The sequence below is a fragment of the Rhodococcus sp. MurmanLake-1 genome (assembly GCF_056945715.1).
Genome location: NZ_JBWZNF010000004.1, coordinates 222947 through 247848, shown reverse-complemented (window position 1 = coordinate 247848; position 24902 = coordinate 222947). Strand labels below are relative to the sequence as shown.

Annotated in this window: 21 protein-coding genes and 2 tRNA genes; 8 read left to right on the top strand and 15 right to left on the bottom strand. The window is 60.7% G+C overall.

Going from position 1 to position 24902, the window contains the following annotated elements:
* Positions 1–16 precede the first annotated feature (16 nt).
* From AC2ETI_RS14000 to AC2ETI_RS13960, 9 genes are all read right to left on the bottom strand, one after another.
* Positions 17–691: a response regulator gene (locus AC2ETI_RS14000; protein WP_020969934.1), complete on the bottom strand. Its 675-nt coding sequence runs from the start codon at positions 689–691 to the stop codon at positions 17–19.
* Positions 688–1890, bottom strand: coding sequence for a sensor histidine kinase (locus AC2ETI_RS13995; protein WP_483634044.1), 1203 nt, complete (start codon positions 1888–1890; stop codon positions 688–690). The genes AC2ETI_RS14000 and AC2ETI_RS13995 overlap by 4 nt, the downstream gene beginning before the upstream one ends.
* Positions 1891–1908: 18 nt before the next feature.
* A complete protein-coding gene (locus AC2ETI_RS13990; protein WP_483634043.1) occupies positions 1909–4125 on the bottom strand; it encodes an MMPL family transporter in 2217 nt (738 codons plus the stop codon).
* Positions 4126–4220: 95 nt separating this feature from the next.
* Entirely contained in the window at positions 4221–5138 is a 918-nt protein-coding gene (locus AC2ETI_RS13985) for a carbohydrate kinase family protein (protein WP_483634042.1), read from the bottom strand.
* 95 nt (positions 5139–5233) lie between these two features.
* Positions 5234–6328: an ABC transporter ATP-binding protein gene (locus tag AC2ETI_RS13980; RefSeq protein ID WP_019748976.1), complete on the bottom strand. Its 1095-nt coding sequence runs from the start codon at positions 6326–6328 to the stop codon at positions 5234–5236.
* A 27-nt stretch (positions 6329–6355) separates the two neighbouring features.
* Positions 6356–7222 carry a carbohydrate ABC transporter permease gene (locus tag AC2ETI_RS13975; protein ID WP_020969937.1) on the bottom strand — a complete coding sequence of 289 codons (867 nt, stop codon included), beginning with the start codon at positions 7220–7222 and terminating at the stop codon, positions 6356–6358.
* A complete protein-coding gene (locus AC2ETI_RS13970; protein ID WP_019748978.1) occupies positions 7222–8172 on the bottom strand; it encodes a carbohydrate ABC transporter permease in 951 nt (316 codons plus the stop codon). Before AC2ETI_RS13970 ends, AC2ETI_RS13975 begins: the two co-directional genes overlap by 1 nt.
* Positions 8169–9521, bottom strand: coding sequence for an ABC transporter substrate-binding protein (locus tag AC2ETI_RS13965; protein WP_259119350.1), 1353 nt, complete (start codon positions 9519–9521; stop codon positions 8169–8171). Before AC2ETI_RS13965 ends, AC2ETI_RS13970 begins: the two co-directional genes overlap by 4 nt.
* 63 nt (positions 9522–9584) lie before the next feature.
* A complete protein-coding gene (locus AC2ETI_RS13960; protein ID WP_021334180.1) occupies positions 9585–10583 on the bottom strand; it encodes a sugar-binding transcriptional regulator in 999 nt (332 codons plus the stop codon).
* A gap of 139 nt (positions 10584–10722) precedes the next feature.
* Between AC2ETI_RS13960 and AC2ETI_RS13955 the strand changes: the two genes are divergently transcribed.
* Complete coding sequence (locus AC2ETI_RS13955) at positions 10723–11733, top strand: NAD(P)-dependent alcohol dehydrogenase (protein ID WP_031331962.1); 1011 nt, start codon at positions 10723–10725, stop codon at positions 11731–11733.
* Between the two features lie 7 nt (positions 11734–11740).
* Positions 11741–13213, top strand: coding sequence for a mannitol dehydrogenase family protein (locus tag AC2ETI_RS13950; RefSeq protein WP_483634041.1), 1473 nt, complete (start codon positions 11741–11743; stop codon positions 13211–13213).
* On the opposite strand, the gene AC2ETI_RS13945 is transcribed toward AC2ETI_RS13950, so the two are convergent.
* Positions 13214–13732: a DinB family protein gene (locus AC2ETI_RS13945; RefSeq protein ID WP_031331961.1), complete on the bottom strand. Its 519-nt coding sequence runs from the start codon at positions 13730–13732 to the stop codon at positions 13214–13216.
* Between the two features lie 49 nt (positions 13733–13781).
* Here AC2ETI_RS13945 and AC2ETI_RS13940 point away from each other — a divergent pair, with 49 nt between their 5' ends.
* On the top strand, positions 13782–14072 hold the full coding sequence (locus tag AC2ETI_RS13940; RefSeq protein ID WP_483634040.1) for a hypothetical protein: 291 nt from the start codon (positions 13782–13784) through the stop codon (positions 14070–14072).
* 97 nt (positions 14073–14169) lie between these two features.
* On the opposite strand, the gene AC2ETI_RS13935 is transcribed toward AC2ETI_RS13940, so the two are convergent.
* Positions 14170–14379 carry a hypothetical protein gene (locus AC2ETI_RS13935; RefSeq protein ID WP_483634039.1) on the bottom strand — a complete coding sequence of 70 codons (210 nt, stop codon included), beginning with the start codon at positions 14377–14379 and terminating at the stop codon, positions 14170–14172.
* 1363 nt (positions 14380–15742) lie between these two features.
* Here AC2ETI_RS13935 and AC2ETI_RS13930 point away from each other — a divergent pair.
* On the top strand, positions 15743–17173 hold the full coding sequence (locus tag AC2ETI_RS13930; RefSeq protein WP_099697619.1) for an O-antigen ligase family protein: 1431 nt from the start codon (positions 15743–15745) through the stop codon (positions 17171–17173).
* A gap of 1147 nt (positions 17174–18320) precedes the next feature.
* Here the strand turns inward: AC2ETI_RS13930 and AC2ETI_RS13925 are convergent.
* Positions 18321–18394: transfer RNA gene (locus AC2ETI_RS13925), tRNA-Ile, on the bottom strand.
* 177 nt (positions 18395–18571) lie between these two features.
* On the opposite strand from AC2ETI_RS13925, the gene AC2ETI_RS13920 reads away from it, so the two are divergent.
* Together AC2ETI_RS13920 and AC2ETI_RS13915 are read left to right on the top strand one after the other, a co-directional pair.
* The gene (locus AC2ETI_RS13920; RefSeq protein ID WP_003941659.1) at positions 18572–18769 is read left to right on the top strand and encodes a hypothetical protein; all 198 of its coding nucleotides are present in this window, start codon (positions 18572–18574) and stop codon (positions 18767–18769) included.
* Positions 18770–18900: 131 nt separating this feature from the next.
* Complete coding sequence (locus AC2ETI_RS13915) at positions 18901–19524, top strand: HAD-IA family hydrolase (RefSeq protein ID WP_483634038.1); 624 nt, start codon at positions 18901–18903, stop codon at positions 19522–19524.
* Between the two features lie 56 nt (positions 19525–19580).
* Here the strand turns inward: AC2ETI_RS13915 and AC2ETI_RS13910 are convergent.
* Positions 19581–19653, bottom strand: a tRNA-Asn gene (locus tag AC2ETI_RS13910).
* Positions 19654–19789: 136 nt separating this feature from the next.
* Here AC2ETI_RS13910 and AC2ETI_RS13905 point away from each other — a divergent pair.
* Positions 19790–20041: a hypothetical protein gene (locus AC2ETI_RS13905; protein ID WP_003941570.1), complete on the top strand. Its 252-nt coding sequence runs from the start codon at positions 19790–19792 to the stop codon at positions 20039–20041.
* A gap of 1 nt (position 20042) precedes the next feature.
* Here the strand turns inward: AC2ETI_RS13905 and dnaG are convergent, their stop codons facing one another.
* Entirely contained in the window at positions 20043–21962 is a 1920-nt protein-coding gene (dnaG, locus tag AC2ETI_RS13900) for a DNA primase (RefSeq protein WP_483634037.1), read from the bottom strand.
* Between the two features lie 84 nt (positions 21963–22046).
* On the opposite strand from dnaG, the gene AC2ETI_RS13895 reads away from it, so the two are divergent.
* Positions 22047–23585, top strand: a complete 1539-nt coding sequence (locus tag AC2ETI_RS13895) for a serine/threonine-protein kinase (RefSeq protein WP_435369473.1) — start codon at positions 22047–22049, stop codon at positions 23583–23585.
* A 13-nt stretch (positions 23586–23598) separates the two neighbouring features.
* On the opposite strand, the gene AC2ETI_RS13890 is transcribed toward AC2ETI_RS13895, so the two are convergent.
* The gene (locus tag AC2ETI_RS13890) at positions 23599–24897 is read right to left on the bottom strand and encodes a deoxyguanosinetriphosphate triphosphohydrolase (protein ID WP_019748992.1); all 1299 of its coding nucleotides are present in this window, start codon (positions 24895–24897) and stop codon (positions 23599–23601) included.
* Between the last annotated feature and the right edge of the window lie 5 nt (positions 24898–24902).

Genomic DNA, 24902 nt, shown 5'->3' with positions numbered 1-24902 from the left:
TCAAGAGTTTCTCGAGTCAATCCACCGAGCGTCCCGGAATCACTACACCGCATTGATAGGCGAGAACCACCAGTTGCGCGCGGTCGCGGACATCCAGTTTCGTCATCGCCCGGTTCACATGGGTTTTTGCCGTGACCGCGCTGATCACCAATTCCGCGGCGATTTCGTCGTTGGACATCCCGAGGGCAACGAGGGTTACCACTTCGAGTTCGCGTGGTGTCAATTGACCGAAAATCCCAGAAGTCGAGTCGGCCCGCGACGGAGTGGAAAGGAATCGAGAAATCAACGCACTGGTCGCAATCGGCGACAACAAAGAATTCCCACCTGCGACCGTCCGAACAGCATCAAGTAGATCCTCCGCTCGGATCCCTTTGCCGATGAAGCCGCTCGCTCCCGCCCGAATCGCCTGTGCCACATGTTCATCCACTTCGAAGGTCGTCAGGATCAACACGTGTACGTCGGTCAAATCCGGATGATCGGCAATCATGGCGGTCGCTTCGACTCCGCTGGTGCCCGGCATGCGAATGTCCATCAGTACAACGTCGGGTCGGTGCTCGAGCGCCGCCTGGAATGCCTGCTCTCCGTCTGCCGCCTCGGCGACCACCTCCATGTCGTCTTCCGAACCGATCAGCAGCGCAAGCGTTTGACGGAAGAGCGCCTGATCGTCTGCCACTACCACCCGAATACTCACGACTCCTCACGCTCCGAACCGCTGGAGACCGAGACCAGCGGCAGTTGGGCGTCCACACGAAATCCCCCGTCCGCGCGGAATCCTGCTGAGACCTCGCCTCCCATCGCCTGTGCCCTCTCCTTCATTCCCAGCAGTCCGTACCCGGGCGGTGACGTCGAAGGCACTGCCGTTCCGGAGTTTTCGACCGACAGCACCAGAACCTCGGCTTCGTACGACAACGACACGGTGACGGCCCCTGGCAACGCATGCTTGCTCGCATTCACGAGTCCTTCTTGGATAATTCGGTAGGCCGTGAGGTCTACTGCTGGCCCGAGAGGGCGCAGCGAACCCACTGCGTGCACTTCGATTTCCATTCCCGCACTGACGAATTGATCCACCAGTGCCGGTAGATCCGAAAGCCCCGGTGCCGGTTTCATCGAGCGATCACCGTCCTGAGCGTCACGGAGAACTCCGACCGTGGCCCGAATTTCATCGAGTGCCGCCTTGGACGTTTCCTCCACTCCGCGTAGTGCAGTCGTCGCCTTCTCCGGGTCTTTCCCGATCAAGTGCGACGCGACCCCGACTTGCAGGTTGACCAAGGCTATGTGGTGCGCGACAACGTCGTGCAAGTCTCGCGCAATCCGCATCCTTTCTTCGACGACGCGGTGTCGGGCCTCGTCCTCGCGCATTCTTTCCGCTTGCACCGCGCGCGCCTCGACGGACTCCAGATAGGCGCGGCGAGAACGGACCTCGGCGCCGGCGAAACTTGCCATCAGCAACCAGGCCAACAACCCCAGTGCCTCCTGCAGGAGATTGTTCCCCACTCCCAGGAAGATTGTGACGAGCATCAGCGAGCTGACTGTGCTCGCCGCTGCGAAGAAGGTCCTCCGGCGGTCACTCGTGCTGGCAACGTAGTAGAGGCACACCATCGCCGCGGAACCTGTGCCGGCATTCGGCGGCGCTGACAGTGCAATCATCAATACGCCGAGAAGTACTGCCACCGCCAGCGCCGAGAACGGGTAGCGCCTCCGGAATACGATGGTTGCCGCTGCGATCGCTGTTACAAGGACTCCCACAACTGTTACTTCGCGGGTGTCATTGCCATCGAGCGCGATGCGGTGCGCCGTCCACGTGGCAAGGAGCACGAGGATCGTCAGTGCCAGGTCGATGGTGCGCGGGTGTTCCGCACACCATCGACCCCACGTCGATGTCGAAGTCATCGATCTACCGTATCCGGGTCATACCGACAACTTGTCGCTCGTGGGTTCACTGGATTCCTTCGAATCTGCGAGCAGCGCAGTCAACTGCTCCCCCTCGACATCGACGTTCGGGACCAACCGGTCCAGCCATGAGGGGAACCACCATGCCTTCGAGCCCAACAGGGACATGACGGCAGGTACGACGGTCATACGAATCACGAAGGCGTCGAACAGAACCGCGAACGAGAGTCCGAGTCCGATCTGCATGATGAAGGCGTCGCCGCCGAAGATGAAGCCCGCGAAAACGGCGATCATGATCAGCGCCGCGGCCGTGACGACTCGGGCGCCCTGGTCGAAGCCCTTCACGACTGCTTCGTCCGGTCCGTCACCGTGGACGAACGCTTCACGCATTCTGGTCACGAGGAACACCTGGTAGTCCATCGCCAACCCGAAGACGATGCCGATCATGAAGATGGGCAACATCGCCACAACTGATCCGGTTTGGCCTTCGATTCCGAGAATGCCGGCGAACCAACCCCACTGGAAGATCGCGACCAGCACACCGAACGTCGCACCGATCGAGAGCAGAAATCCGAGAGTTGCCTTGAGCGGTACCAAGATCGAGCGGAACACCAGCATCAAAAGAATGAAGGCGAGGCCGACGACCAATGCGAGGTAGGGAACGAGGGCATCAGCCAGGCGATCCGAGACGTCGATCGTCAACGCTGTCTGACCGGTGACCGACATCGTGGCCCCGGTCTCGTCGGTCAGTGATCCGGCGACCTCACGTATATCTGCGACGAGCGCCTTTGTTGCCTCGGTTTCCGGGCCACTCGAGGGAACCACCGTGATGACTGCTGTATCGCCGGCCTGATTGAGTGCTGGCGGCGTCACTGCCGCTATGTCAGGCAGAGCACCGAGCTTTTCCTGGGCGCCGCTCAATGCCACTGCCGGATCGGTGGCGTCGGCAACGTCGACGACCACCATGAGCGGACCGCTGAACCCGGCACCGAACCCCTCGGATAGTCGGTCGGTAGCCCTGGCGGCAGTTGTGTCGGGCACTGGTGGGCTCGCCAAACTCAGGTTGATTCCGAAGGTGGGGATCGCCAGCAATCCCAACCCGAGGACTGACGCGAGCAAAACCGGAACTCGACGCCGGATCACGAACTTGGCCCATCGCGAGCCCGCCCCCTCCGACTGTTTCCGGTGTGTCAGTTCACCGCCGGACGCCAGCAGTCGACGATCAGACCGACTCAGGACGCGCGACCCTGCAAATCCGAGTGTGGCGGGCAGCAGCGTCAGTGAAATCACCACTGCAACAGCAACTGCGAATGCTGCAGCCAGACCCATGCTTGTCAGGAACGGGATGTTCACGACGAACAGTCCGGCCAGTGCGATGAGGACGGTCAACCCCGCGAACACTACGGCCGAACCCGCAGTCCCCGCTGCGCGGCCCGCAGCAATTTCCGGATCATGTCCGTCACGTAGTTCGGAGCGGTAGCGCGAGACGATGAACAGCGAATAGTCGATCGCCACGGCGAGCCCCAGCATCATTGCCAGGACGGTTGTGCTCGAACCCAATTCGATGAAACCAGTTGCGATGGTGATCGTGCAGATCGCGATGCCGATGCCGATCAACGCGCTGATCAACGGAAGCCCCGCCGCAACCAAGGAACCGAAGGTGACGGTCAGCACCACCGCGGCGATCGCGACTCCGATCACCTCTCCCATGGATTCGGCGCTGCTTTCCATCAGCACGTTGCCGGCAACATCGACTGCCAGCCCTGAATCCGAGGCGTCGTGGACGGCGGACTCGAGCAGTTCTTTCGAACTGTCCGGCAAGTCCATCGAGTCGGCGGTATAGGAGACCTGCATGTATCCGATCGTCCCGGTCGGCGACACTCCGCCGGAGGCATACGGATCCGATACCGCTGCAACCTCAGGGTCCTTCCCGAGCGCAGAGACCAATTCACTGACGGATTTCCGAATGGCCGGATCGGCGAGCGTCGTGCCCGCCGGAGATTCGAAGACTATGCGAGCACTGGCTCCGCCGGTAGACGATTCCGGGAACCGTTCAGCCAGAAGGTCCTGTGCCGCTTGCGATTCTGTGCCCGGGATCGACAATGTATTGACGGTCGGACCGGACAGCGTTGCTGCGCCTACTCCGCCCGCCACCAGCAGGACTACCCAGAAGCCCACCATTGCCCAGCGGCGGCGAAACGCGAGTCGCGAGAGTTTGTACAGGAATATCGACATGCGTATCACTGTGCCGATACACGACCCCGTCGCACATCGTGCACAGGTAGGCAGTTCGACGTACTGCGCTCGCAGTAGGGCGGTGGTCCCCAGTGCTAGACGGGCAGGCCCAACTCCCTTGACCACGGCGGATCCGCCCCTGGTCGTGACACGGTGACGGCTGCCGCGCGTGCGGCAAAGGTCAACGCGGCCGACCAATCTGCCTCGGAGAACCCGCGCACAACGGCGACGTCGAGTGCGTCGTGACGATCAAGGTAGGCCAGCAGGGCTCCGTGAACGGTATCGCCCGCACCGATCGTGTCCGCGACGTCGACTGCGGGCGCGGGCACCGAAACATCGAGTTCCTTGGTGATCAACCGCAACCCGTCACCACCACGGGTGAGCAGTACGGCGCCGACGCCTTCGTCGAGCCACTCGGCGCCGTCGACCGAACCCAACCACTTGGCATCGTCGTCGCTCACTTTGAGAATATCGATGGCGGGCAACCACGAACGAAATCGTCGTCGATATGCTTCCGGGTCCGAGATCACCGCCGGACGAATGTTGGGGTCCACCATGGTGAGTCGACCGCGGGCGTGCGCTTCGTGCAGCATGGCTTCGTAAGCGGAGGCCCCGGGCTCGAGCACCAGCGACAGCGTTCCGAACGAGAATGCCCGGGCAGAGGGAAGTTTCGGCAGCGCGAACTGTCGATCCGCCGTTCCCTCGAGGTAGAAGGAATACCGCGCACCTCCGTCCGCGGCAAGGTTCACGACGGCCAGAGTTGTCGGCTCGGGCCCACGTTCGACTCCGGTCGTGTCGACATTCGACGCGGCCAGCGAGTCGATCATCCGATCTCCGAACGCGTCGGTGGACAAGCGAGAGACGAATCCCACGTCGGATCCGAGTCGACCCACCGCGATCGCAACATTGAACGGTCCACCGCCCAACTTGGGTGAGAAGCTCTCCCCCACCGGAACCAGATCAACCAGTCCCTCACCACACACCACGACGGATCGTTCGCGTGTATCACTCATCGGTAGACCCTAACCTTCTCACCAGTCGAAGATGGATGTGACCTGCTCGGCACGAACGAGTTCGGGTGCCGAGCAGGTCACGATTGTGGTGGGATTCAGCTACCCACGCGCTCACCCGTAGTCGGGTCGAAGAGGTGAACAGGACCGTCCACCCGCTCGAAGCCCAGCGTCTGGCCATACTGCAGCTTCGATCGCCCGCCGGTGCGTGCAACGAGCGAGATCGGGTCGGCTTCGGTTCCAGGCACGTGTGCGTAGATGTACGACTCGTTGCCCAGTTCCTCTACCAGGTCGATCTGAGCTGCGATTCCGTCTCCGGCAGCAACCACCTGGAATTGCTCGGGCCGAATTCCTACTGTGACCGAAGCCAGACCGGCCGCGGCGATTGCCGCCATCTGCTCGCGGTCCAGCGGAACCTCGACGTCGCCGAAACGCACCCCACCCGAACTGACCGGCGCCGTTACCAAGTTCATACCTGGAGATCCGATGAAGCCGGCAACAAACGCATTGGCCGGCCGATCGTAAAGTTCGGTCGGAGAAGCGAATTGTTGCAACTTGCCGCCCTTGAGCACTGCCACGCGATCACCCATCGTCATCGCTTCCACCTGATCGTGCGTGACGTAGACGGTGGTGGTTCCGAGACGACGCTGCAACGCCGCGATCTGCGTGCGGGTCTGGACGCGTAGCTTTGCGTCGAGGTTGGAGAGCGGCTCGTCCATGCAGAACACTTGCGGTTCACGAACGATTGCTCGGCCCATGGCAACTCGCTGCCGTTGACCACCGGAAAGCTTGGCAGGTTTGCGGTCGAGGTATTCCGTCAGGTCAAGCAGTTTGGCCGCTTCGGCAACTTTCTTCTTACGCTCCTCGACGGGCACACCGCGCATCTTCAACGCGAACCCCATGTTTTCGCCGACGGTTTTATTGGGGTACAGCGCGTAATTCTGGAAGACCATTGCGATGTCGCGATCCTTCGACGGGACATCGGTCATGTCCTTGCCGTTGATGGTGATCGCACCGGAATCGATGTCCTCGAGCCCTGCCAACATGCGCAGGGCCGTGGACTTTCCGGAACCTGACGGACCGACGAGCACGATGAACTCCCCGTCCTTGATGTCAAGATCGAGTGAATCTACAGCGAGGGTCCCGGCACCTTCGTAGATGCAAGACGCTTTCTGGTACGAGATTTCAGCCATGACGAACTCCTGAGAGGGTGAGGAGAATTATTTGATTGCACCGAAGGACAGGCCGCGCACCAGTTTGTTCTGGGCGAACCAACCGGCCAGGATGACGGGCAATGCCGCCATGGTCGCTGCCGCGGAGAGCCGAGCCCAGTACAGGCCCTCGCCGGTGATGAACCCGACCAGGAAGACCGGAATCGTCTGCGCTTGAACAGCTGTCAGGTTGACTGCGAAGAAGAATTCGTTCCACGAGAAGATCACGCAGATCAGCGCAGTCGCAGCAATTCCGGGCGAGATCAGCGGGAGGATCACCTCTCGAACCGAGGTCCACAAACTCGCGCCGTCCATGCTGGCGGCTTCGAGAAGCTCGCCGGGGACTTCGAGAAAGAACGAACGCATCATCCACACTGCGATCGGCAGATTCATCGATGTGTACAAGATGACCAGCGCCCAGATGTTGTCGAGCAATCCGATGTCGTTGACGATCACGTACAGCGGCACGATTGCGGCGACGACTGGGAGCATCTTGGTACTGATGAAGAAGAACAGCACATCCTGCGTCTTCTTCACCGGGCGAAGAGACAATGCAAACGCAGCCGGAACACCCAGTAGCAGAACAAGAATCGTCGACATTCCTGTGGCAAATGCCGAGTTCGCCAGCGTTGTACCCAGACCGGAATCGAGGACGGCACGGAACTGTTCGAGGGTGGGAGTGAAGAACAGCTTCGGCGGGTCCGTGTAGGCGTCTGCCTCGGTCTTGAACGCGGTCAGGACCATCCAGAAGACCGGGAAGAAGAATCCGAGAGCGGCGATCCACGCCACGACCGACCACGGACTGAACTTACTGCTCTTCTTTTTCTTGACGACGGGTTTGTCGGTCGTCGCGCTTGTCGTCTCTACGGCAGTCATCACGCCGCCTCCTCGTTGCCGGTGAAGCTCTTGAAGATCAATCGGAGCGCGAGTGTCGAGACGATGATGGTCGCGATCACTGTCACGACACCCATCGCCGCAGCTTGACCTACGTCGAAGCCGAGGAATGCGCGCTGGTAGATGTAGAACGGCAGGTTCGAGCTGGCCACGCCTGGCCCGCCCGAGGTCATCATGTACACCGCGTCAAAGGTGTTCACGAGGTAGATCGCACCCAGAACTGCACCGAGTTCGATGAAGCGGCGCAGGTGCGGCAGTGTCAGTTCGCGGAACATCGCAAACGGCTTGGCTCCGTCCACCCGTGCGGCTTCGAGGATGTCTCGGGGCATGGACTGCAAGCCGGCCAGAATGAGCAGCATCATGAAAGGCGTCCACTGCCAGATCAGATTGATCATGACGGCGGCGAGCGGAAACTTGCTGACCCAGTCGACCTGGCCGACACCGAAAGGCTGGAGGACAAAGTTCACGATACCGAATACCGGGTCGAACATTGTTGTCTTCCAGAGCAATGCGCCAGCGACGGGGGTGATGAGAAATGGCGTGATCAGCAGTGTCCGCACGATCCCGCGACCGAGGAAGGCTCTGTCGAGTAGGAGTGCCAACGCGAGTCCGAGGATCACCGAAACGATGACCGTACCCACGATCATGATGACCGTGTTGACCGCGACTTCCCGAAACTGACTGTCCTTGAAAACCTCGATGTAGTTGTCGAACCCGTTGAAGTGCCGCGATCCCGGCCGGACAAGGTTCCACGACTGCGTCGAGTAGTAGAGGGTGAACAGAAACGGAATCTGGGTGACGACGATCGAGAAGATCAACGCCGGCAACAGGGGACCTCTACGACGCCAACCCTCGGCGCGGGAGATCTTCTTTTCGACACGGACCGGTGGCGCGTCGTCCACCGTAGTTCTGGGCTCGGCAACCGTAGTCATCGGTTCTCCTGATAGGTCTTGCCGACCACCTCGGCATACTGCTGGGATTGTTCGAGCGCTTCTTTCACGCTCTTCTGACCCGCGATGGCAGCACTGATCTGCTGGCTGACGCGAGTGCCCAGGTCCTGAAACTCAGGGATGGTGAGGAACTGGACGCCGGTGTACGGAACCGGTTGCACTGTCGGGTTCTTCGGATCTGCATTGTTGATCGATTCGAGGGTGATCGGACCGAATGCCTGTGCGGCCTCTTGATATTCCGGAATCTCGTAGGTCGATAGGCGACTTCCCGGAGGAACTCTCGACCAGCCGAGTTCGGTTCCGACCTTCTGGATGTAGTCCTTGTTCGTCATCCAGGAAATGAACTTCCAGGCGTCATCTTTGTTCTTTGCCGACTCCGGGATTCCGAGCGCCCAGGTGTAGAGCCAACCAGGATCGGACTTCTCGACCTTCGGGGCCTTCGCATATCCGATGTTGCCGACTACCTTCGACGACGCAGGGTCCTCGAGAACCGACACAGCCGACGTCGCGTCGTACCACATCGCCGTGTTGCCTTGCGCGAATTGTGTTGCACATTCACCGAATCCGCTTGTGGCAGGGCCCGGCTGACCATGCTCCTTGACCGTGTCCACGTAGAACTGAACCGCATCCTCGACCTGCGGACTGGTCAGCTGCGCATTCCAATTCTCGTCGTACCAGCGTCCACCGAAGGTGTTGATCACGGTGTTCAGCGGCGCGAGTACCTCACCCCAGCCAGGCTTTCCACGCAAACAGATTCCCGCCATCTTGGCATCCGGGTTGTCGAACTGCGCTGCCCAACCTGCAACTTCTTGCCACGTCGGGTCTTCGGGAACTGTTATCCCCGCCTGATCGAACAGATCCTTGCGGTACATCAGGAACGACGACTCCCCGTAGAACGGGACCGCGTACATACTGTCCTCGTATGACAGAGAAGTCTTGATCGACGGTATGAAGTCGTCCGCGTCATAACCGGGCGTCTTGTCTGCATACTCGGACAGGTTCGTGAGCCAACCGTTGGCGGCCCACTGAGGTGTCTCGTAGTTGCTGATCATCACGACGTCGAACTCACCGCCGCCGGTTGCCGTCGACGCTGTGATCTTGGCACGCGCCTGGTTCTCGGAAAGGCTGACGAATTTGAGGTCGATGCCAGGGTTCTCGGCTTCGAAAGCCGGCGCCAGTTTGATGGCGTCCTGCATCTGCGAGTTCGACACCATCGCGATGGTGACTGTTCGTTCGCCGGAACCACCGAGCGCACCAGCGCCCGCACATCCCGACACCAGGAGGCAGAGCGCCGCCGCGGCAGCGCCCCACACTCGTCTTCCTGTTTTCACGGATTACCTTCCTTCACACTTGCGTGTCAGTCGCGCGCTCGGACAGCGAAACTCGTGAGATCGCTAGCCTTCGAGCAGCCACTGGGCGCACTCGACGTCGGTGACGAGTACGTTTGCCAAACCTCCGCGCAATGCGCCCAGAACGGCCTGGCGTTTGTGTGTTCCCCCCGAAATCAGAATCGTCTGATCGCAGGATTTCACTGCGTCGAGCGATACGGAGACCGTTCGCTCAGGCAGTGGCCCCTCCACTGGATTGCCGTCGATCGTGTAGAAACGGCCGCCGATTTCACCGACAGCGCCTCGACTTTCCAACTCGTCCAGCATGGTCGAGTCGACGAAGCTACCGGCAAACAAGGTCGTGGCAGTCGAGACGGCACCAACTCCGAAAACCATGATGTCGGAATCAGTTCCGGCTTGCAGCGCCTTCGAGATGACCGAGTCGTTTCGCATCGACTCCACAGTCGCCGGGTCGGCGTATAGCGGAGCATTGAGGCGAATAGGATTGGCCTGCAACTGTTGTGCACATCGGCCGATGGTGAAGTCGACACCGGTTTGGTAGTCGGTCACCGTCATGGAGCCGTCAAGTTGTACCACAGCCGAGCACTTCGCCGCCTTGTCTGGCAAAGATCCTGCTACCGCAACGGTTTCCGGACCCCAGGTAAACCCGAGAACGCTCGACGGCTGCAGACGACGAACCAGAACTTCCGCTGCTCGTCGGCCGAGCGCGTCGAAGTCCGGATCGTCCGAGTCCGAATTTGCTTCGGGCACAATCAAAACTTCGGCCAACCCGAAGTGCTTCTCCAGTTTCGATTCCAACTCCGTGTTCACCGAACCTTCGAGCTCCGGCGGCACCATAATCTCGACCCTGACCAAACCTTGCGTCCGCGCCCTGGCCAACAGCCGCCCGGCCGTAGGCCGCGAGACGCCCAACTTCGCTGCAATCTCCGCCTGAGTAGCGCCTTCGAGGTGATACATGGTCGCTGCCCGCAAGGCGAGCCGCACATCCTCGGAAGCCGGCAACTTCGACGACTTGAGTCCTGCGGGCTGAGCCGACTGGTTCACACGGTCTCCTTGTGTATCAGGTTCAAAGTTTCTTGATCGTGAGCAGATGCTCACTAGATGTTCTTATGCTCATTAAGCTAACATCTACGTTGTGACCCACACAACAGTTTCCGGAGAATCCGTCGATCTACCTGCGACAATTCGGGCAAATGTCCTTGTTGAGACCGGAAAGATGCAGATGGTCGAGAGACCACGACCGTCCCCGAAGACGGGTGAAGTCCTCGTTCGCATCCATGCCGTGGGCGTGTGCGGGTCGGACGCGCACTACTTTCACGAAGGTCGCATCGGCCCTTACGTAGTCAACTCACCGCTCGTTCTCGGACACGAAGCATCGGGACGCATCGCCGCAGTCGGTGACGGCGTCGACCCAAGACGCATCGGGCAGCGCGTCTCCATCGAGCCTCAGAAGCCCGATCCGACAAGTCCCGAATCCAAGGCAGGCAGATACAACCTCTGCCCTCATATGGAGTTCTTCGCGACGCCGCCGATCGACGGTGCACTGACCGACTACGTCACGATCGGTGCCGACTTCGCCCATCCCATCGCAGATTCCGTGTCCTACGAGGCAGCTGCGCTGTTCGAGCCACTCTCCGTAGGGATCGCCTCAGCCCAGAAAGCGGGAATCACTGCCGGCTCTCGTGTGTTGATCGCCGGCGCCGGCCCGGTAGGAATCGTGACGACGCAGGTGGCCAAGGCATTCGGCGCGACGGAAGTCATCGTCTCGGACATCGATGCGGCCCGGCGTGATGTGGCACTGAAATTCGGCGCAACAACCGTCGTTGATCCTCGTGAAAGCGACGTACGCTCGCTGGCCGTCGATGCGTTCATCGACGCCTCGGGTGCCACGGCCGCAGTAATCGACGGGATTCACGCAGTTCGGCCCGCTGGGACCGTCGTTCTGGTCGGAATGGGTGCCGACGAGATACCGTTGCCGGTCCCGATCATTCAGAATCGCGAACTGATGCTCACCGGAGTGTTCCGGTACGCCAACACGTGGCCGATCGCCGCCGCACTGGTCGCTGCCGGGCGCGTCGATCTGGATTCGATGGTCACAGCACGCTTTTCACTCGAACGATCGCAAGAGGCCCTGGTGGCCGATCGCATTCCCGGCAGCATCAAAGCCGTAGTCATCGTCGCCGAAGGAGACTAGAACTTTCATGGAACTCAATACGAAGACCTTGCTCGACTTCGATGCTGAACTCGAAGTGCCGAACTACGACCGGAGCAAAGTCACCACCGGCATAGTGCATTTCGGTGTCGGAGGCTTTCACCGTGCACACCAGGCCATGTACATCGATACCCTCCTGCGACGAGGTGAAGCCTTCGACTGGGGAATCTGCGGAGTGGGAGTGATGCCGTCGGACAAGCGAATGAAAGACGCACTCCGCGCGCAGGACGGCCTCTACACGCTGGCGCTCAAGCATGCTGACGGAACCCTCCAGGGCCGGGTCATCGGGTCGATCGTCGAGTACTTGTTCGCGCCCGACGATCCGGAGGCGGTGATCGAAAAGATGGCATCCGAATCGACGAAAATCGTATCTCTCACCATCACCGAGGGCGGATACAACATCTCGCACACCACGGGCGAGTTCGACGCGTCCCATCCCGATGTGATGCACGATCTCGAGCCGGGAACACTCCCCCGCACCACCTTCGGTCTGATTTGTGCTGCACTCGCACTCCGTCGCGACCGGGGCCTCGCCCCGTTCACGATCATGAGTTGCGACAACATCGAAGGCAACGGATCGGTCGCCAGGACGGCTGTCGGAGCGTTCGCCGCCCTGAAGGATCCCGAACTTGCGGAGTGGATCGACGAGAACGGCGCCTTCCCCAACTCCATGGTCGACCGGATCACACCCGTCACGACAGCCGAGGTGACCACCGAGATCGCCGAGACGTTTGGCGTGGACGATCAGTGGCCGGTCGCGGCTGAGCCGTTCACCGCGTGGTTCCTCGAGGACGAGTTCACCTCAGGCCGGCCACCTCTGGAGAATGCCGGCGTCAATCTCGTGCCGGATGTTCGCCCGTACGAACTGATGAAACTGCGCCTTCTCAATGCCAGCCATCAAGGCATCGCGTACTTCGGCTACCTTGCCGGATACCGCCTGGTCCACGAGGCATGCCAGGACGAACTCTTGTCAGGGTTCCTGCTCGACTACATGAATCTGGAAGCGACGCCGACCCTTGATCCGGTACCCGGCGTCGACCTCGATCAGTACAAGAAGACCCTCATCGAACGATTCTCGAACCCCCAGGTCCGCGACACGATTGCGCGTCTGTGCGCCGAGTCGTCCGATCGAATTCCCAAGTGGCTGTTGCCCGTCATCCGGACCCAACTCGACACCGGTGGGTCGATCAACCTGTCCACCGCAATTGTCGCCAGCTGGGCCCGCTACGCCGAGGGCACAGACGAGAACGGAGATCCCATCACCGTCGTCGATCAGCTGTCGGACGTTCTGGTGCCGCTCGCCCAGAAACAATCGAGCGACCCGTTGGCCTTCATCGGGTACCGCCAAGTGTTCGGCGATCTCGTGGACGATCGCCGATTTGTCGCAAGCTTCCGAAAGACCCTCGACTCGTTGCACTCCGTCGGAGCCAGAAGAACCCTCGAGGAGGTGCGCGGGCTCTGACTACGCCGAGACGTCGTGCAGGTGATGGATCGGATCGTGAATGAAGTAGGCCGCCAACGATTCGACGGTGAACGCCGATCCGTCACTGCGGAGACCCCGTCGTTGGCGGCTACCCTCTGGCACGGTTTCGAAGGCGTTCGCGACTTCCGCCGCGGCGTCGGACAATTCCGATGCCACCGTTGCCGGATCTTGGTCGTTGTACCGCTCGGCCTCGGCTGTTGCGTCTTGATCCCAGTTCTCGAATCGCGGATCGTCGAATTCGAGCATCTGTTCCAACCGCACCTTGAAGATCCGGAACACGTCGCGTACGTGGGCGGAATACTCCAGCGCTGACCATGTTTCGCTGTCCGGTCGCTCCGTCACATTCTCGCGCTCCAGTACCTCGGCCCACGAGACGGCATTGCTACGCACAAGATCTGGAACATCCGCGAACGCCACAGCGGACGAATCAAACCCGCACTCGCCGCATGGGCGTTCGAGGACCCAGGTCCAGTTCTTTGTATCCGGGGTGATCGGCATGGATCGAGAATAGTCCGCCAGGGCGGGGTCAGTCTGCTTCGATTGGCCGATGAAGCGAATCATGATCGCTATTGCGACTCCATTCGTGCTGATGCTTACTTCGTGCGACGGGGACGTGGGCGACGCGGAACCCCACGAACTCGCCTTCACATGCGACGACGCACATGCGTACCTCGAAGTTTTCGGGACGGTCGAGGCGGCGTTGGCCCGGCTACAGAGCCCTGGATGGAACGATGTCCCTGAACTCGTGGGTTCCGCCAGCGCCTGGGCAGCGTTCACACCGCAACAGCAGACTGCGATAGTCAATTCACTTCATGCGGCTTCCCGAGGTACGTGTTAATCCGTGTTCGGTGCCAGCGGCTCTATTGACACGCACCCGGCTCGACGCTCGCCTGGGCGAGCCTGTGCCCTTGTGGACGAAGCTCCAACTGACCTCGTCAACCCTCTTGAGAGGGAAGCGATTCGACGAGTTTTCCTTCGGAACGCAGTAAATGTTCGGCCGCCAAAATCAACAGGGAGAAGGATTCGCACGAGAGCCCCTCGGTTGCATGCATCAACCTCTCGGGCGCCGGAATCGACCGGTCGCCCGCCGAACCCTCGGATCGCTGCGCAAAAAGCACGGTCGAGAGTTCTCGTTGATTGACCACCCGACCTGTCCTGTTCGCTTGCTCGAACATGGTATTCAGCCGTTCGACCAGAGCCTCACCCTCAGCTGATCGAATAGTGTTGCCGAACAGCCTGTTTCCGTGATTGTCCATAAAACCAGGCGCGATCGAGTTCTTGATTGCCACAGTACGTTCTCCGTTACTTTTGGTCCGTCGGATCAGGGGTCCAACCCGCCACAGTTCGCCGAATCCGTGTTGCGGCGCGCAGCGGCGTCGCCACCCATCGACAGCACACCGATATCCCCCGGCGCCCGTCGGCCTCCGGTAGTGCGACCTCGAAATTGCTGTCGATTCTCAACATCTCGTTACACTTTATCAACAAATGTAACTCTTCGACAAGTGTTTTGTTCCAATTGCCCGGTTCTACACTCGGTCGAGGCAATTAACCGAACTCTCGCACGCCGCGGATTCCACGATTGACGGAGCACGAAAAAGCGACAATCGAGCCCGAGTCGCCACCGAAGTACACAAGGATGGATTCGGCACAAAGAAATGTTTCCCGTCACCCTCATCAGACAACTGAGCGTGACCGAGCGCAAAGTCCTCGACATTGACAGCCCGTGTTAGACAGCGCTTTTCAGAACCGATAATGGGCCTCGAACTTGCGGGGCCAATTTCCGCTTCCAGCCCTCGCGTTGAGTCGGTACCGACGGTCGGCTCCCGGTCAGCGCGTCGATGAAAGGTTGCGTGTATTGCTCGGCAGTCGAACGGATTTCGATCGTTCACGTTGAACGCAATCTCGGACTGAAGTCAGCTGTCCATGGTGATGCCGGTAATCACACCCGTGGCGTCGGACAACCGATCTGCAGCTGCGCGTGCGATCCCGAGTCGTATCCAACCCCGAGTCGGAACTTGCAGTCGCCAGCTCTAAGGCGGCCATTCGGGCCCGGTGCCGCCTGTTGAGGGGCAGCCGAGCCGCGGGGGGACGGCTCGACTGCCTTGCACCTACACCGGTAGGCACATCTAAAGCGTGACACTTCAGCACGTTGAGCACATACGCCGAAATACCTGAATAGGTGCCTACTTTCCTTCATCTTCCGACATGTCGCTGTCTCGGCCTCACCTAGTGGCACTGAATATCCGACGCTGTCGAGGGCTGCGCATCCGGATCCGAGACCTTCATCTCGTCTGGGATCGACGAAGGTGCGACATTCATGTGCAACCGCAAGATCCTTGTGCAACCGCAAAGGATCGACTCACCTCGCAACGAGATCGGGGCTTTGTAGCGACACCCGACAAAACAAATAGGACCTTCGTCGCACGATCCACGCACCAAAACCCGTAGGCCAAGGCACCAGCGCACCGGACAATGAAACGATGCCTCACCTAGCGCTGGACCGTGTCGATGTTTGAACCTAAAACAGTAGACACCGCCATCCTCGTTATCTTCATCGGAACGGCCATCTCAGCAGGCGCCACTCTCGTCATGCCATGGGCGTACGGACGGATGCGGCGCACCAAATCGGCCATCCAACATGAACAGCCAAACCCGAGTCGGAAACAAATCTCGACAATCCTCATCGTCGCATTCCTTGCATGCACCATCCCGGGTCTCACTCAAGTCGCGCTGACCAAGCGGCGCGCCAACGCAGTAGCTGACGTAGCCTCCACAACCCAGGCCGCGGCTCTAGTTTCGTACGCTCTGATCTACCTCACCCTGCTGTGCTGCGCACTTGCAATCGTCCGTAAAAACTCCTCCCTAGAGGTGGGGCAACACAGTCAGATTGCGCTTTGGGCTTGCCTAGCCCCCTGGGCACTGGCCATCGCCCACACCATGTACGAAACGGGAATGCCGCCTATACACGCCGCGGCATACCCGGCAGTGGTGCTCGCCCTCTACGCCTTCTCCGCGACAATTCCTGACCTCAGGATACTGGCGCCGATGATCGGGCTTGTCGCCGCAGGCAGCATCACGCTCGGACTAGTCACACCCGCCAAAGGCTTGATGGCAGGGGCCAGTGGCGCACTCACTGATTCCGAAAAAGCGAACTTCGGATCCACCCTCCTTGCAGGGTTTTACAACCACCCGAACGTGCTCGGAGTGATTCTCGCCCTTGGTGCTCCAGCAGTCCTACTCGCACAAAGCTCTCGCGCGAGATGGACGCTGATCGGTATTGTCGGCGTTGCAGTTTTGTGGTCCGGGTCCAGGACTGCGCTCGCCGCCACTCTCGCCGCCTTTGCTGCAGTCTTCATTGCAAAACTCCTGAGTAGCCCGCTCCGTGGAAAGTGGGCCGCAGTGGCTTTGATGGCTGCGGCCGCCACGATGGTCACAATTCCATTGATGACAACTGACGCCCACGCACTGTCGTCGAGAGGCAGGATCTGGATTGGCAGCCTCGCAGCCTGGCGCGAGAATCCTGTGTTCGGCAAAGGGCACGCCTGGTACAGCGAGATCAGCAAAGTACGAAACGACCTTATAGACATCGCGTTCCATGGACACAACATGCTCGTGAACTCACTGGCGACTGGCGGACTACTCACTGCCGTCACTGTCGGCATACTGCTACTCGTCGCCTCCAGGTCCGCCGCATGCTGGGCCCGGCAAGGTCAGTTCTACCCACTCGCGTACATGGTCGCCTTCTTCGTGACAGGCGCAACAGAAGTGGCAACCAAATTCCGGGATATCGACCCGATCTTTTGGGTCGCGGTAATACCCCTGGTTGTGATCGCAATTAACCAGCCAAAGAGTAGTGAACGCAGCCATACGACCGTTCCGGCTGCGTCCTTCCCGCTTGAACCATCGGACCAAACCGACTTACCCAACGTCGTGTCATAGATACTCCTCCTGCTCCTGATGTCGGCATACTTGGTCGGCCCGCCGTGGAGTAAGAGTTGCGTAGCTCACCCCTCCGAACGAAGCTCGGCCATCGGTTCTGCGAATCGTCGGATAGTCCGCCAATTTCGTTCCGCTGTCCGCGCATCTCGCCACGAGATATTTCGACCTTGCGTTCGATCAGGCTTCCGCATTCCCGGCGACTGCTACCTCCCACCGGGATACCCCGCCCGTAAAGAGTTCGCCCGATTTCTCGGCGGGAACCAGGGGCGCCATTGACATTCAACCGCATACAGTGCCGACTGTTTCGATTTGCTCCACTGCGAAGGCCCGACGGAAGTGTCAGCATGCCTAGATTCGAAAATTGTGGATCCAGAGGCGGAAGCGTTGGGTGGAGGTTGGATTCGGGCAAGTCTGTGGCCGATGGTGCTGCGAAGACTGGCGAGACTGAACCTAAAATTGAGTGCGGTTTCCGATCTCTCCCCCGAGGTCAGGGCCACCCTCGTTTATTTGCTGGGTTTCCACTCAACTTGCATCTTTGTTTCACAGTTGCCGAGTAACTTCGAGGTGCCCAATCCACCGGGCGGCCGATCAGGAGGTGCCCCGCCTTCTCGGACTCGACACACATAGGCCTCAGGCTTCGACCTGGCCGGTCGCATGGCGGGCCAACCAGAGCGCGCCCGTTCCTGACAGTTCAGATGCGACGGCCGGCTGAGCTGGGCGTGGAGCCACCTCAGCGGGCGACCTCACATAGAGGACAGCGCCTTGAGTAGCCGGTTCCCACCTATTGAGAAATCGAATGCGCATATTCGCGGCCGGTCCGATCGTGAACACTCACCGGAACTGAAATACGTTTGGTATCAGCATTTTTCCTTCGACCACCGATCGCGACTACCCCTTCTCCTCAACATTTACAAACCGGACAGCCTTTTCTAATGTGCAGAGACTTACCCTGCTTTCAATACGAACGCCTCCTTGACGATCATCTAGAAGATGTGGCGTCGAAATTCGATGCTGCCGCCCTCGCCACGAGCAACGTGGCCAGCATAAGGTCGGTGGATTGATTGAGAACGTGGGCAGAATGTGGGCATACGCAAAAAAGACGCCCTCCCGGATTCCTCGAAAGTGCGTTTGAACTGCAATTATTCTGTGGGGCGGGCGGGGCTCGAACCCGCGACCAATGGATTATGAGTCCACGGCTCTAACCGACTGAGCTACCGCCCCATCCGGATGCGATGCATCGCGGCGAATCCGAATGTTACCGGCACATCCGACGCGGATCACAATCGGGCAGGCGGTGACGCGTTGCACTCTTTCGAGTCGAGTCTTCCAAGGTTGGTCGGCACAGGCGCGATGAGCCGATACCGTGGGAGTGCACACCCCACGGAACAGGATCACCACATGAAGCTTGCACTGACCGAATTCAAGAACTCGAAGGCCACGATCCGGATCATCATGTCCGACGGCGCGAAGCTGAACGGCACCGTCACCGATTTCACCGAAGACACTCTCGTCCTCAATTCTCCGAATGGTGTCTATTACATCAACCCCAGCCACATCATCCGGCTGTTCGAGCCGTCGGATCGCGCAGCGAAGTAAGCGCACCCGTCAAACAGTTCGACGGTTCCACCGAAAGCCCGACGCAGACACTTGCGTCGGGCTTTGGTGCATCTGTCGCCAATATCTACGCGTCGCGTTCACGGGTGCTGATGACGCCTATCCTCTCCGACATGGCGAACGACAGCGGACCACCTGAACTCGTGTTGTTCGACCTGGGCGGTGTGCTGTGGCGATTCGAGCCTGAACTTCGCGCCGCAGAACTGGCAGCGGCCATCGGCGTCACTGAAGAAGAGATTCATGCCCTCGTGTTCGCGTCCGGGTTCGACCAGGAATGCGACCTCGGCCTTCACTCCGAAACCGCGATCCTGGAACGCTTTCGACGGCTCGGGTTTCCCGGTGACCGCGACGACCTTCGCCGAGCCTGGGCCAAGGCCTTCATCCCGGACCGCGCAGTCATCGATCTCGCAATCGCGCTTCGAAGCGAGGGCGTCGCGGTCGCCACACTCTCCGACAATGGACCTGTCCTGTTGGCCGCCATCGAAAGTGTTGTAACTCCAGTGGCAATCGACGAGCATGTTTTCTCCTGCATGCTCGGAGCTACCAAACCCGACCCTGCGGCCTTCCTGGCTGCGCTGGAGTTTCTCGATGCGCGTCCACAGCAGACCTTCTTCGTCGACGACAACCCGGTGAACGTCCTCAGCGCTCGACGGCTGGGAATTCTCGCAGAACAAGCAAACAAAGCGGCAGACGTCGAATCGGCACTTCGATCGGCGGGTCTGCTGCAAACGCACTAGCGGCGACGAATACAAGAAAGCCCCCCACCCGATTTCTCAGGTGAGGGGCTTTGCTGCTCCCCCGGCTGGACTCGAACCAGCAACCGTCCGATTAACAGTCGGAAGCTCTGCCAATTGAGCTACAGGGGATTGTCTTGCTCGCTTCGCCCGTTCCGGCGTTGCCTGAGAAACTGTAGCGAATCCTCCACCGAAGTACCAAATCGCCTGCCCAGCGAGTCATCAGGCAGGATGGAGTCAGGACGATCGGTGCTGGAGGGAAGCAGGAATGATGCGTTTGTTGATCGGTGTTGCAGCTGGGTACGTCCTGGGAACCAAAGCGGGCCGCGCACGATACGAGCAGATCAGCCGGGCCGCGAAGGCGGTGGCCACTAGTCCGGCCACCAAGAAGGTGTTGGACGCGTCACGGCAGAAGCTGGCCGACTCACTGAGTACTCAGCCCAAGCTCGAGCCGATGAAGCCGATCAACGAGGAGACCACGATTCTGGTCCCCCACGACCAGTTGAAGAAAAACCGCTAGGTCAGACGCTTTGGTCGCCGACAGCCTGCTCACGCAGCTGTCGGCGATACTGCTCCAGCGCCACGAGGTCTCCGAACAGTGAGTTGTACTCCTCGGGGGCCGCAGCAGGTGAAACGCGCTGAAGCTTGGATTTGAGGTCGGCAACCTGCTCGCCCACCCACGCTTCCTGCAGTCGTGCGAGCACTCCGTTGATGTAGCGCGGAACCGTGTCTTCGTCGCACGGCATCGGTTCGACGGCCAGCTCAGATACAACCGAGGCCACCGTCATGTCCTCGACGCCCTTGGTGACGACTTCGATCCACTCGGCGCCACCGAGCCCCTTGCTCGTTCCACCGGCGTCAGCCATTGCCTGTCTGATGACAACGTAGGCGGGGTGGGTGAATGACTCGGGAGGCAACGAGTCGAAGACACTGCCGGCGATGCCAGGGTGCTGCAATGCGGCCTTGAGGACAGCTCGCTGCGTCGAGAGCGCCGGATCGTTGGGCCGGGGCCTGGAGATTCCGATCGGCAGCGCAAGCGCATCGGCGGCAGGTGCCTCGACAACCTGACGACGCTTGGGCGCCGGTGAAGATCCGCGCGTCGACGCCCGTTTGCGAGCTTCGTCACGCACGCGTCGTCGAACCGACGGAAGATCGTCCCAACCGACCCATCCGCACAACAGATTCGCGTAGCTGTCGCGCAGAGTTGATTCCTTGATCTGCGCAACGACGGGGACGGTGCGACGCAGTGCCTCGACGCGACCTTCAGCGGTCTCCAGATCGTGTTCGGTGAGGATGGACTTCACCACGAACTCGAACATCGGAGTGCGCCGTGCCACGAGGTCGCGAACGGCGGCGTCACCAGACTTCAGACGCAGATCGCACGGGTCCATTCCGTCGGGCGCGACGGCGACGAACGTCTGCCCGGCCATCTTCTGATCACCCTCGAACGCCTTCATCGCAGCGGCCTGCCCTGCGGCATCACCGTCGAAGGTGTAGATGATCTCACCGCGAAAGTAGCTGTCGTCCATCAGGAGTCGGCGGAGCATCGCGAGGTGCTCCTCACCGAAGGCGGTTCCACACGAAGCGACGGCGGTCTTGACGCCGGCCAAGTGCATCGCCATGACGTCGGTGTAGCCCTCGACGACTACCGCCTGGTGCCCCTTGGCGATGTCGCGCTTGGCGAGGTCCAAGCCGAACAGGACCTGAGACTTCTTGTAGAGGATCGTTTCCGGCGTGTTGACGTACTTACCCGGCATGGTGTCGTCGTCGAAAAGCTTGCGGGCACCGAAGCCGATGACGTCACCGGCGACGCTGCGGATCGGCCACAGAAGACGGCGATGGAACCGGTCGATCGGACCTCGTCGCCCCTCTTTGGACAGCCCGGCTGCTTCGAGTTCCTTGAATTCGAAGCCCTTGGACATCAAGTGTTTTGTGAGAGTGTCCCAACCTTCGGGCGCGTATCCACACCCGAACTGCAGTGCTGCGGCACCGTCGAAGTTTCTCTCGGTGAGGTAGTCGCGAGCCGCCTGGGCATCGGGTTCGCGCAGACGAGCGGCGTAGAACTCCTGAGCCGCCGCGTTTGCCGCGATCAAGCGTGCACGAGTGCCGCGATCGCGCTGAACGGACGGCCCACCACCCTCGTACGAAATCGTGTAGCTGAGCCGATCCGCCAACTGCTCGACAGCCTCGACAAAGCTGATGTGATCCATCTTCTGCAGGAACGAGTACACGTCCCCGCCCTCACCGCAGCCGAAGCAGTGGTAGAGGCCGTGGTTGGGTCGCACGTGGAACGACGGCGACTTCTCGTCGTGAAAGGGACACAGACCTTTGATCGAATCGCCACCGGCACGCTTGAGTGAAACGTATTCACCGACGATGTCCTCGATGCGAGTGCGTTCGCGAATGGCCGCGATGTCTCTGTCAGAAATTCGGCCCGCCACGTACATCAGTCTAGGCGGTCCCCCGGCACCTCCTGACAACGATATGTTGATGGCCGACTCTGCACCGCAGCGATGGGACCGACGATGACTGAAAACGCCTCGAGCTCGCACGAAGGGCGATCAGGAACCCGATTCGGCGTGTACGAGTTGCGTCGCCTCCTCGGCCGAGGCGGAATGGGTGAAGTGTACGAGGCGTACGACACCTCGAAGGATCGCCTGGTCGCACTCAAGTTGCTCCATCGCGAACTTGCGGCCGACCCGTCATTCCAAGCTCGTTTCCGCCGAGAATCTCGCACCACCGCCGCCTTGAACGAACCGCACGTGATCCCGGTACACGACTGGGGCGAAATCGACGGAGTCCTCTTCATCGACATGCGATTGGTCGAAGGCCACACATTGCGAGCCGAGTTGACCGAGTTCGGCCGACTCACACCGGCGCGAGCCGTCGACATCGTCTCGCAAATAGCGTCAGCGCTGGACGCAGCGCACGCGCGCGGACTCATCCATCGCGACGTCAAACCAGACAACATCATTCTCACGAACAACGGCTTCGCCTACCTCGTCGACTTCGGAATCGCATACTCACAGACGGACACGAAGATCACCACCGAGGGAAGCGCAGTCGGTTCGTATGCATATATGGCGCCGGAGCGGTTCGGAATCGAAACGCCGACGGCCGCAGCGGATGTCTATTCCCTGGCTTGTGTCCTCTACCAATCACTCACCGGAACAACACCTTTCAACACCACAAGCATCGAGCATCTGGTCAATTCGCACCTGAACGCTCCGCCGCCACGCCCCACACTGACAGTTCCGTCGCTCCCGCAAGGTTTTGACGCCATCGTGGCTCACGGCATGGCAAAGGATCCCGCACACCGCTATCCGACTACGGGAGCGCTCGCACTCCAAGCGCGGCAGGCCCTCTCGACGACCGACACCCCCGGTGCCGCCGGCGGATTGCACCCCACGATCGTCGGGCCGCCCATCTACACCACGGCGAATCCCGCTAACGGGAACTACACGCACATCGCGACAAAGACCAAGCGAAACCGAGCCCCGATCGCGATCGGTGCGGCTGGAGTTGCACTCGTTCTGGCCGCAGGAGGCACGGCAGCCTGGGTGATGTTGGGGAACTCGGGACCCGAATCACCCACCACTGCAGCAGCTTCCATCGCCACGTCAGCACCGGCACCCACTCAGGAGCCGGCCAGAACGCCCAAGCTCGAGCCGCTACCCACCGCCGGACTGCAGGCGACCACGACCACCCGGGCGTCGAACCCGGGCGCGAGAAATGGCGACCTCGGGGTCAGCAAGCCGATCACCGTCCCCTCGTGCAAAGGAACCGGAATCGTGGTGTTGGCCAATGCCACCGATCCGGCAACGTACGCCAGCGAGATCCAGAACTACCTCGACGCGTTCCCCGGCTCGAAATACCTACGCACAGACCAGTCCTGCCCGTCACTGCGTCAAGTCTCCGATTCGGGGACGGCGATCTACACGGTGTATCGCGAATCCGGGAACACCGAGTCGAAGATCTGCAAGGACGTTCGCGCAGCAGGCGGCGACGCTTACGGCAAGTGGCTCGATACCACCACCGACCCGTCGACGCGGATGACCTGCTGAAGGCGTAAGCGGCTCAGCCCCAGCTGGCCTGCGCGCCCAGGCTCGCTTTGTCCACCCGTTCCAGCCGACTCTCCGTGTACGACGCGATCTGATCCACCACTACCCGGACCCGAGCACCGTCGTCCGCGGCGCGTTCCCACGCGGGCAGCAGGATCGGATCGAGCCCGGCCGGCGCAGTTGCCAGCAGCCATTCCGCGACGCGATGAACACGATCACGCTGTCGATCCTGACGCGCCTTGTGTCCGGCGTCGGACATCACGTAGTACAGCGCCACGGTCTTGAGCAACGCCACCTCGGATGCGACGGCCTCGGGTATGTCGAGGTCGGCTTGATACCGCGAGAGGGGTCGGTCACCGTGTGTCAGCCGGGTGCTGGCGATCGCCGCGGTGGCGAAGCGACCCACCAATTCACTCGTGAGATTCTTCAACGCGACGGAACTTCCGAGTGTGCCGTCGAAACTTCCGACCCCGCGTACGACGGGGAGTTCGGACAACCGTTGAGCGGCGTCGATCAGATCGTCGACTACCAATCCCCGAAACTCGGAGGCCCCCAGTTCTGCCAGCGCGCGCTGCTCGGACGGATCGGCAAGCGAGCGAAGGTCGATACGGCCTGCGATCACCCCGTCCTCCACGTCGTGCACGGAATACGCGATGTCGTCGGCCCAGTCCATGACCTGAGCTTCCAGGCATTGCCGACGCTCGGGCGCCCCCTCTCGAACCCAGGCGAGCACCTCTGCGTCGTCGTCGTATGCCCCGAACTTCGCGCCGGGCTGCGGCCGGGTCCAGGGGTACTTGATGGCTGCGTCGAGTGATGCCCTGGTGAGATTGAGGCCGGCACTGAGACCGTCGGGGCGCAGGATCTTGGGTTCGAGGCTGGTCAATATCCGCAGATTCTGCGCGTTGCCCTCGAAACCTCCGCAGTCCTTGGCGACTTCGTCCAGGGCCTTCTCGCCGTTGTGACCGTACGGCGGGTGCCCGATGTCGTGCGCGAGACCGGCGAGGTCCACCAGGTCCGGATCGCAACCGAGTCCGTCGGCGATCCCTCGCCCGATCTGTGCGACCTCCATCGAGTGCGTCAACCGCGTGCGAGGTGTGTCACCGTCGCGCGGGCCGACAACCTGGGTCTTGTCGGCCAAGCGCCGCAAAGCCGCGGAGTGTTGGACACGCGCCCGATCTCGCGAGAAGTCCGAACGATGCTGCGCCGCTGCGATCTGCGAACCCGGCAACCCCGCACGCTTCGGCGCCTCGACGACACGACGTTCGAGGTCGTGTTCGGAGTAGGTGCCGCCTCCGTAGGTGGTGTGAGCTGTCATGGTCT

Coding starts and splice junctions, on each gene's coding strand:
- AC2ETI_RS13940 (WP_483634040.1), top strand. CDS start 13,782: ATGAAGCGAATCATGATCGCTATTGCGACTCCATTCGTGCTGATGCTT.
- AC2ETI_RS13905 (WP_003941570.1), top strand. CDS start 19,790: ATGATGCGTTTGTTGATCGGTGTTGCAGCTGGGTACGTCCTGGGAACC.
- AC2ETI_RS13920 (WP_003941659.1), top strand. CDS start 18,572: ATGAAGCTTGCACTGACCGAATTCAAGAACTCGAAGGCCACGATCCGG.
- AC2ETI_RS13890 (WP_019748992.1), bottom strand. CDS start 24,897: ATGACAGCTCACACCACCTACGGAGGCGGCACCTACTCCGAACACGAC.
- AC2ETI_RS13950 (WP_483634041.1), top strand. CDS start 11,741: ATGGAACTCAATACGAAGACCTTGCTCGACTTCGATGCTGAACTCGAA.
- AC2ETI_RS13930 (WP_099697619.1), top strand. CDS start 15,743: ATGTTTGAACCTAAAACAGTAGACACCGCCATCCTCGTTATCTTCATC.
- AC2ETI_RS13915 (WP_483634038.1), top strand. CDS start 18,901: ATGGCGAACGACAGCGGACCACCTGAACTCGTGTTGTTCGACCTGGGC.
- AC2ETI_RS13980 (WP_019748976.1), bottom strand. CDS start 6,328: ATGGCTGAAATCTCGTACCAGAAAGCGTCTTGCATCTACGAAGGTGCC.
- AC2ETI_RS13975 (WP_020969937.1), bottom strand. CDS start 7,222: ATGACTGCCGTAGAGACGACAAGCGCGACGACCGACAAACCCGTCGTC.
- AC2ETI_RS13990 (WP_483634043.1), bottom strand. CDS start 4,125: ATGTCGATATTCCTGTACAAACTCTCGCGACTCGCGTTTCGCCGCCGC.
- AC2ETI_RS13985 (WP_483634042.1), bottom strand. CDS start 5,138: ATGAGTGATACACGCGAACGATCCGTCGTGGTGTGTGGTGAGGGACTG.
- AC2ETI_RS13995 (WP_483634044.1), bottom strand. CDS start 1,890: ATGACTTCGACATCGACGTGGGGTCGATGGTGTGCGGAACACCCGCGC.
- AC2ETI_RS13970 (WP_019748978.1), bottom strand. CDS start 8,172: ATGACTACGGTTGCCGAGCCCAGAACTACGGTGGACGACGCGCCACCG.
- AC2ETI_RS13945 (WP_031331961.1), bottom strand. CDS start 13,732: ATGCCGATCACCCCGGATACAAAGAACTGGACCTGGGTCCTCGAACGC.
- AC2ETI_RS13895 (WP_435369473.1), top strand. CDS start 22,047: ATGACTGAAAACGCCTCGAGCTCGCACGAAGGGCGATCAGGAACCCGA.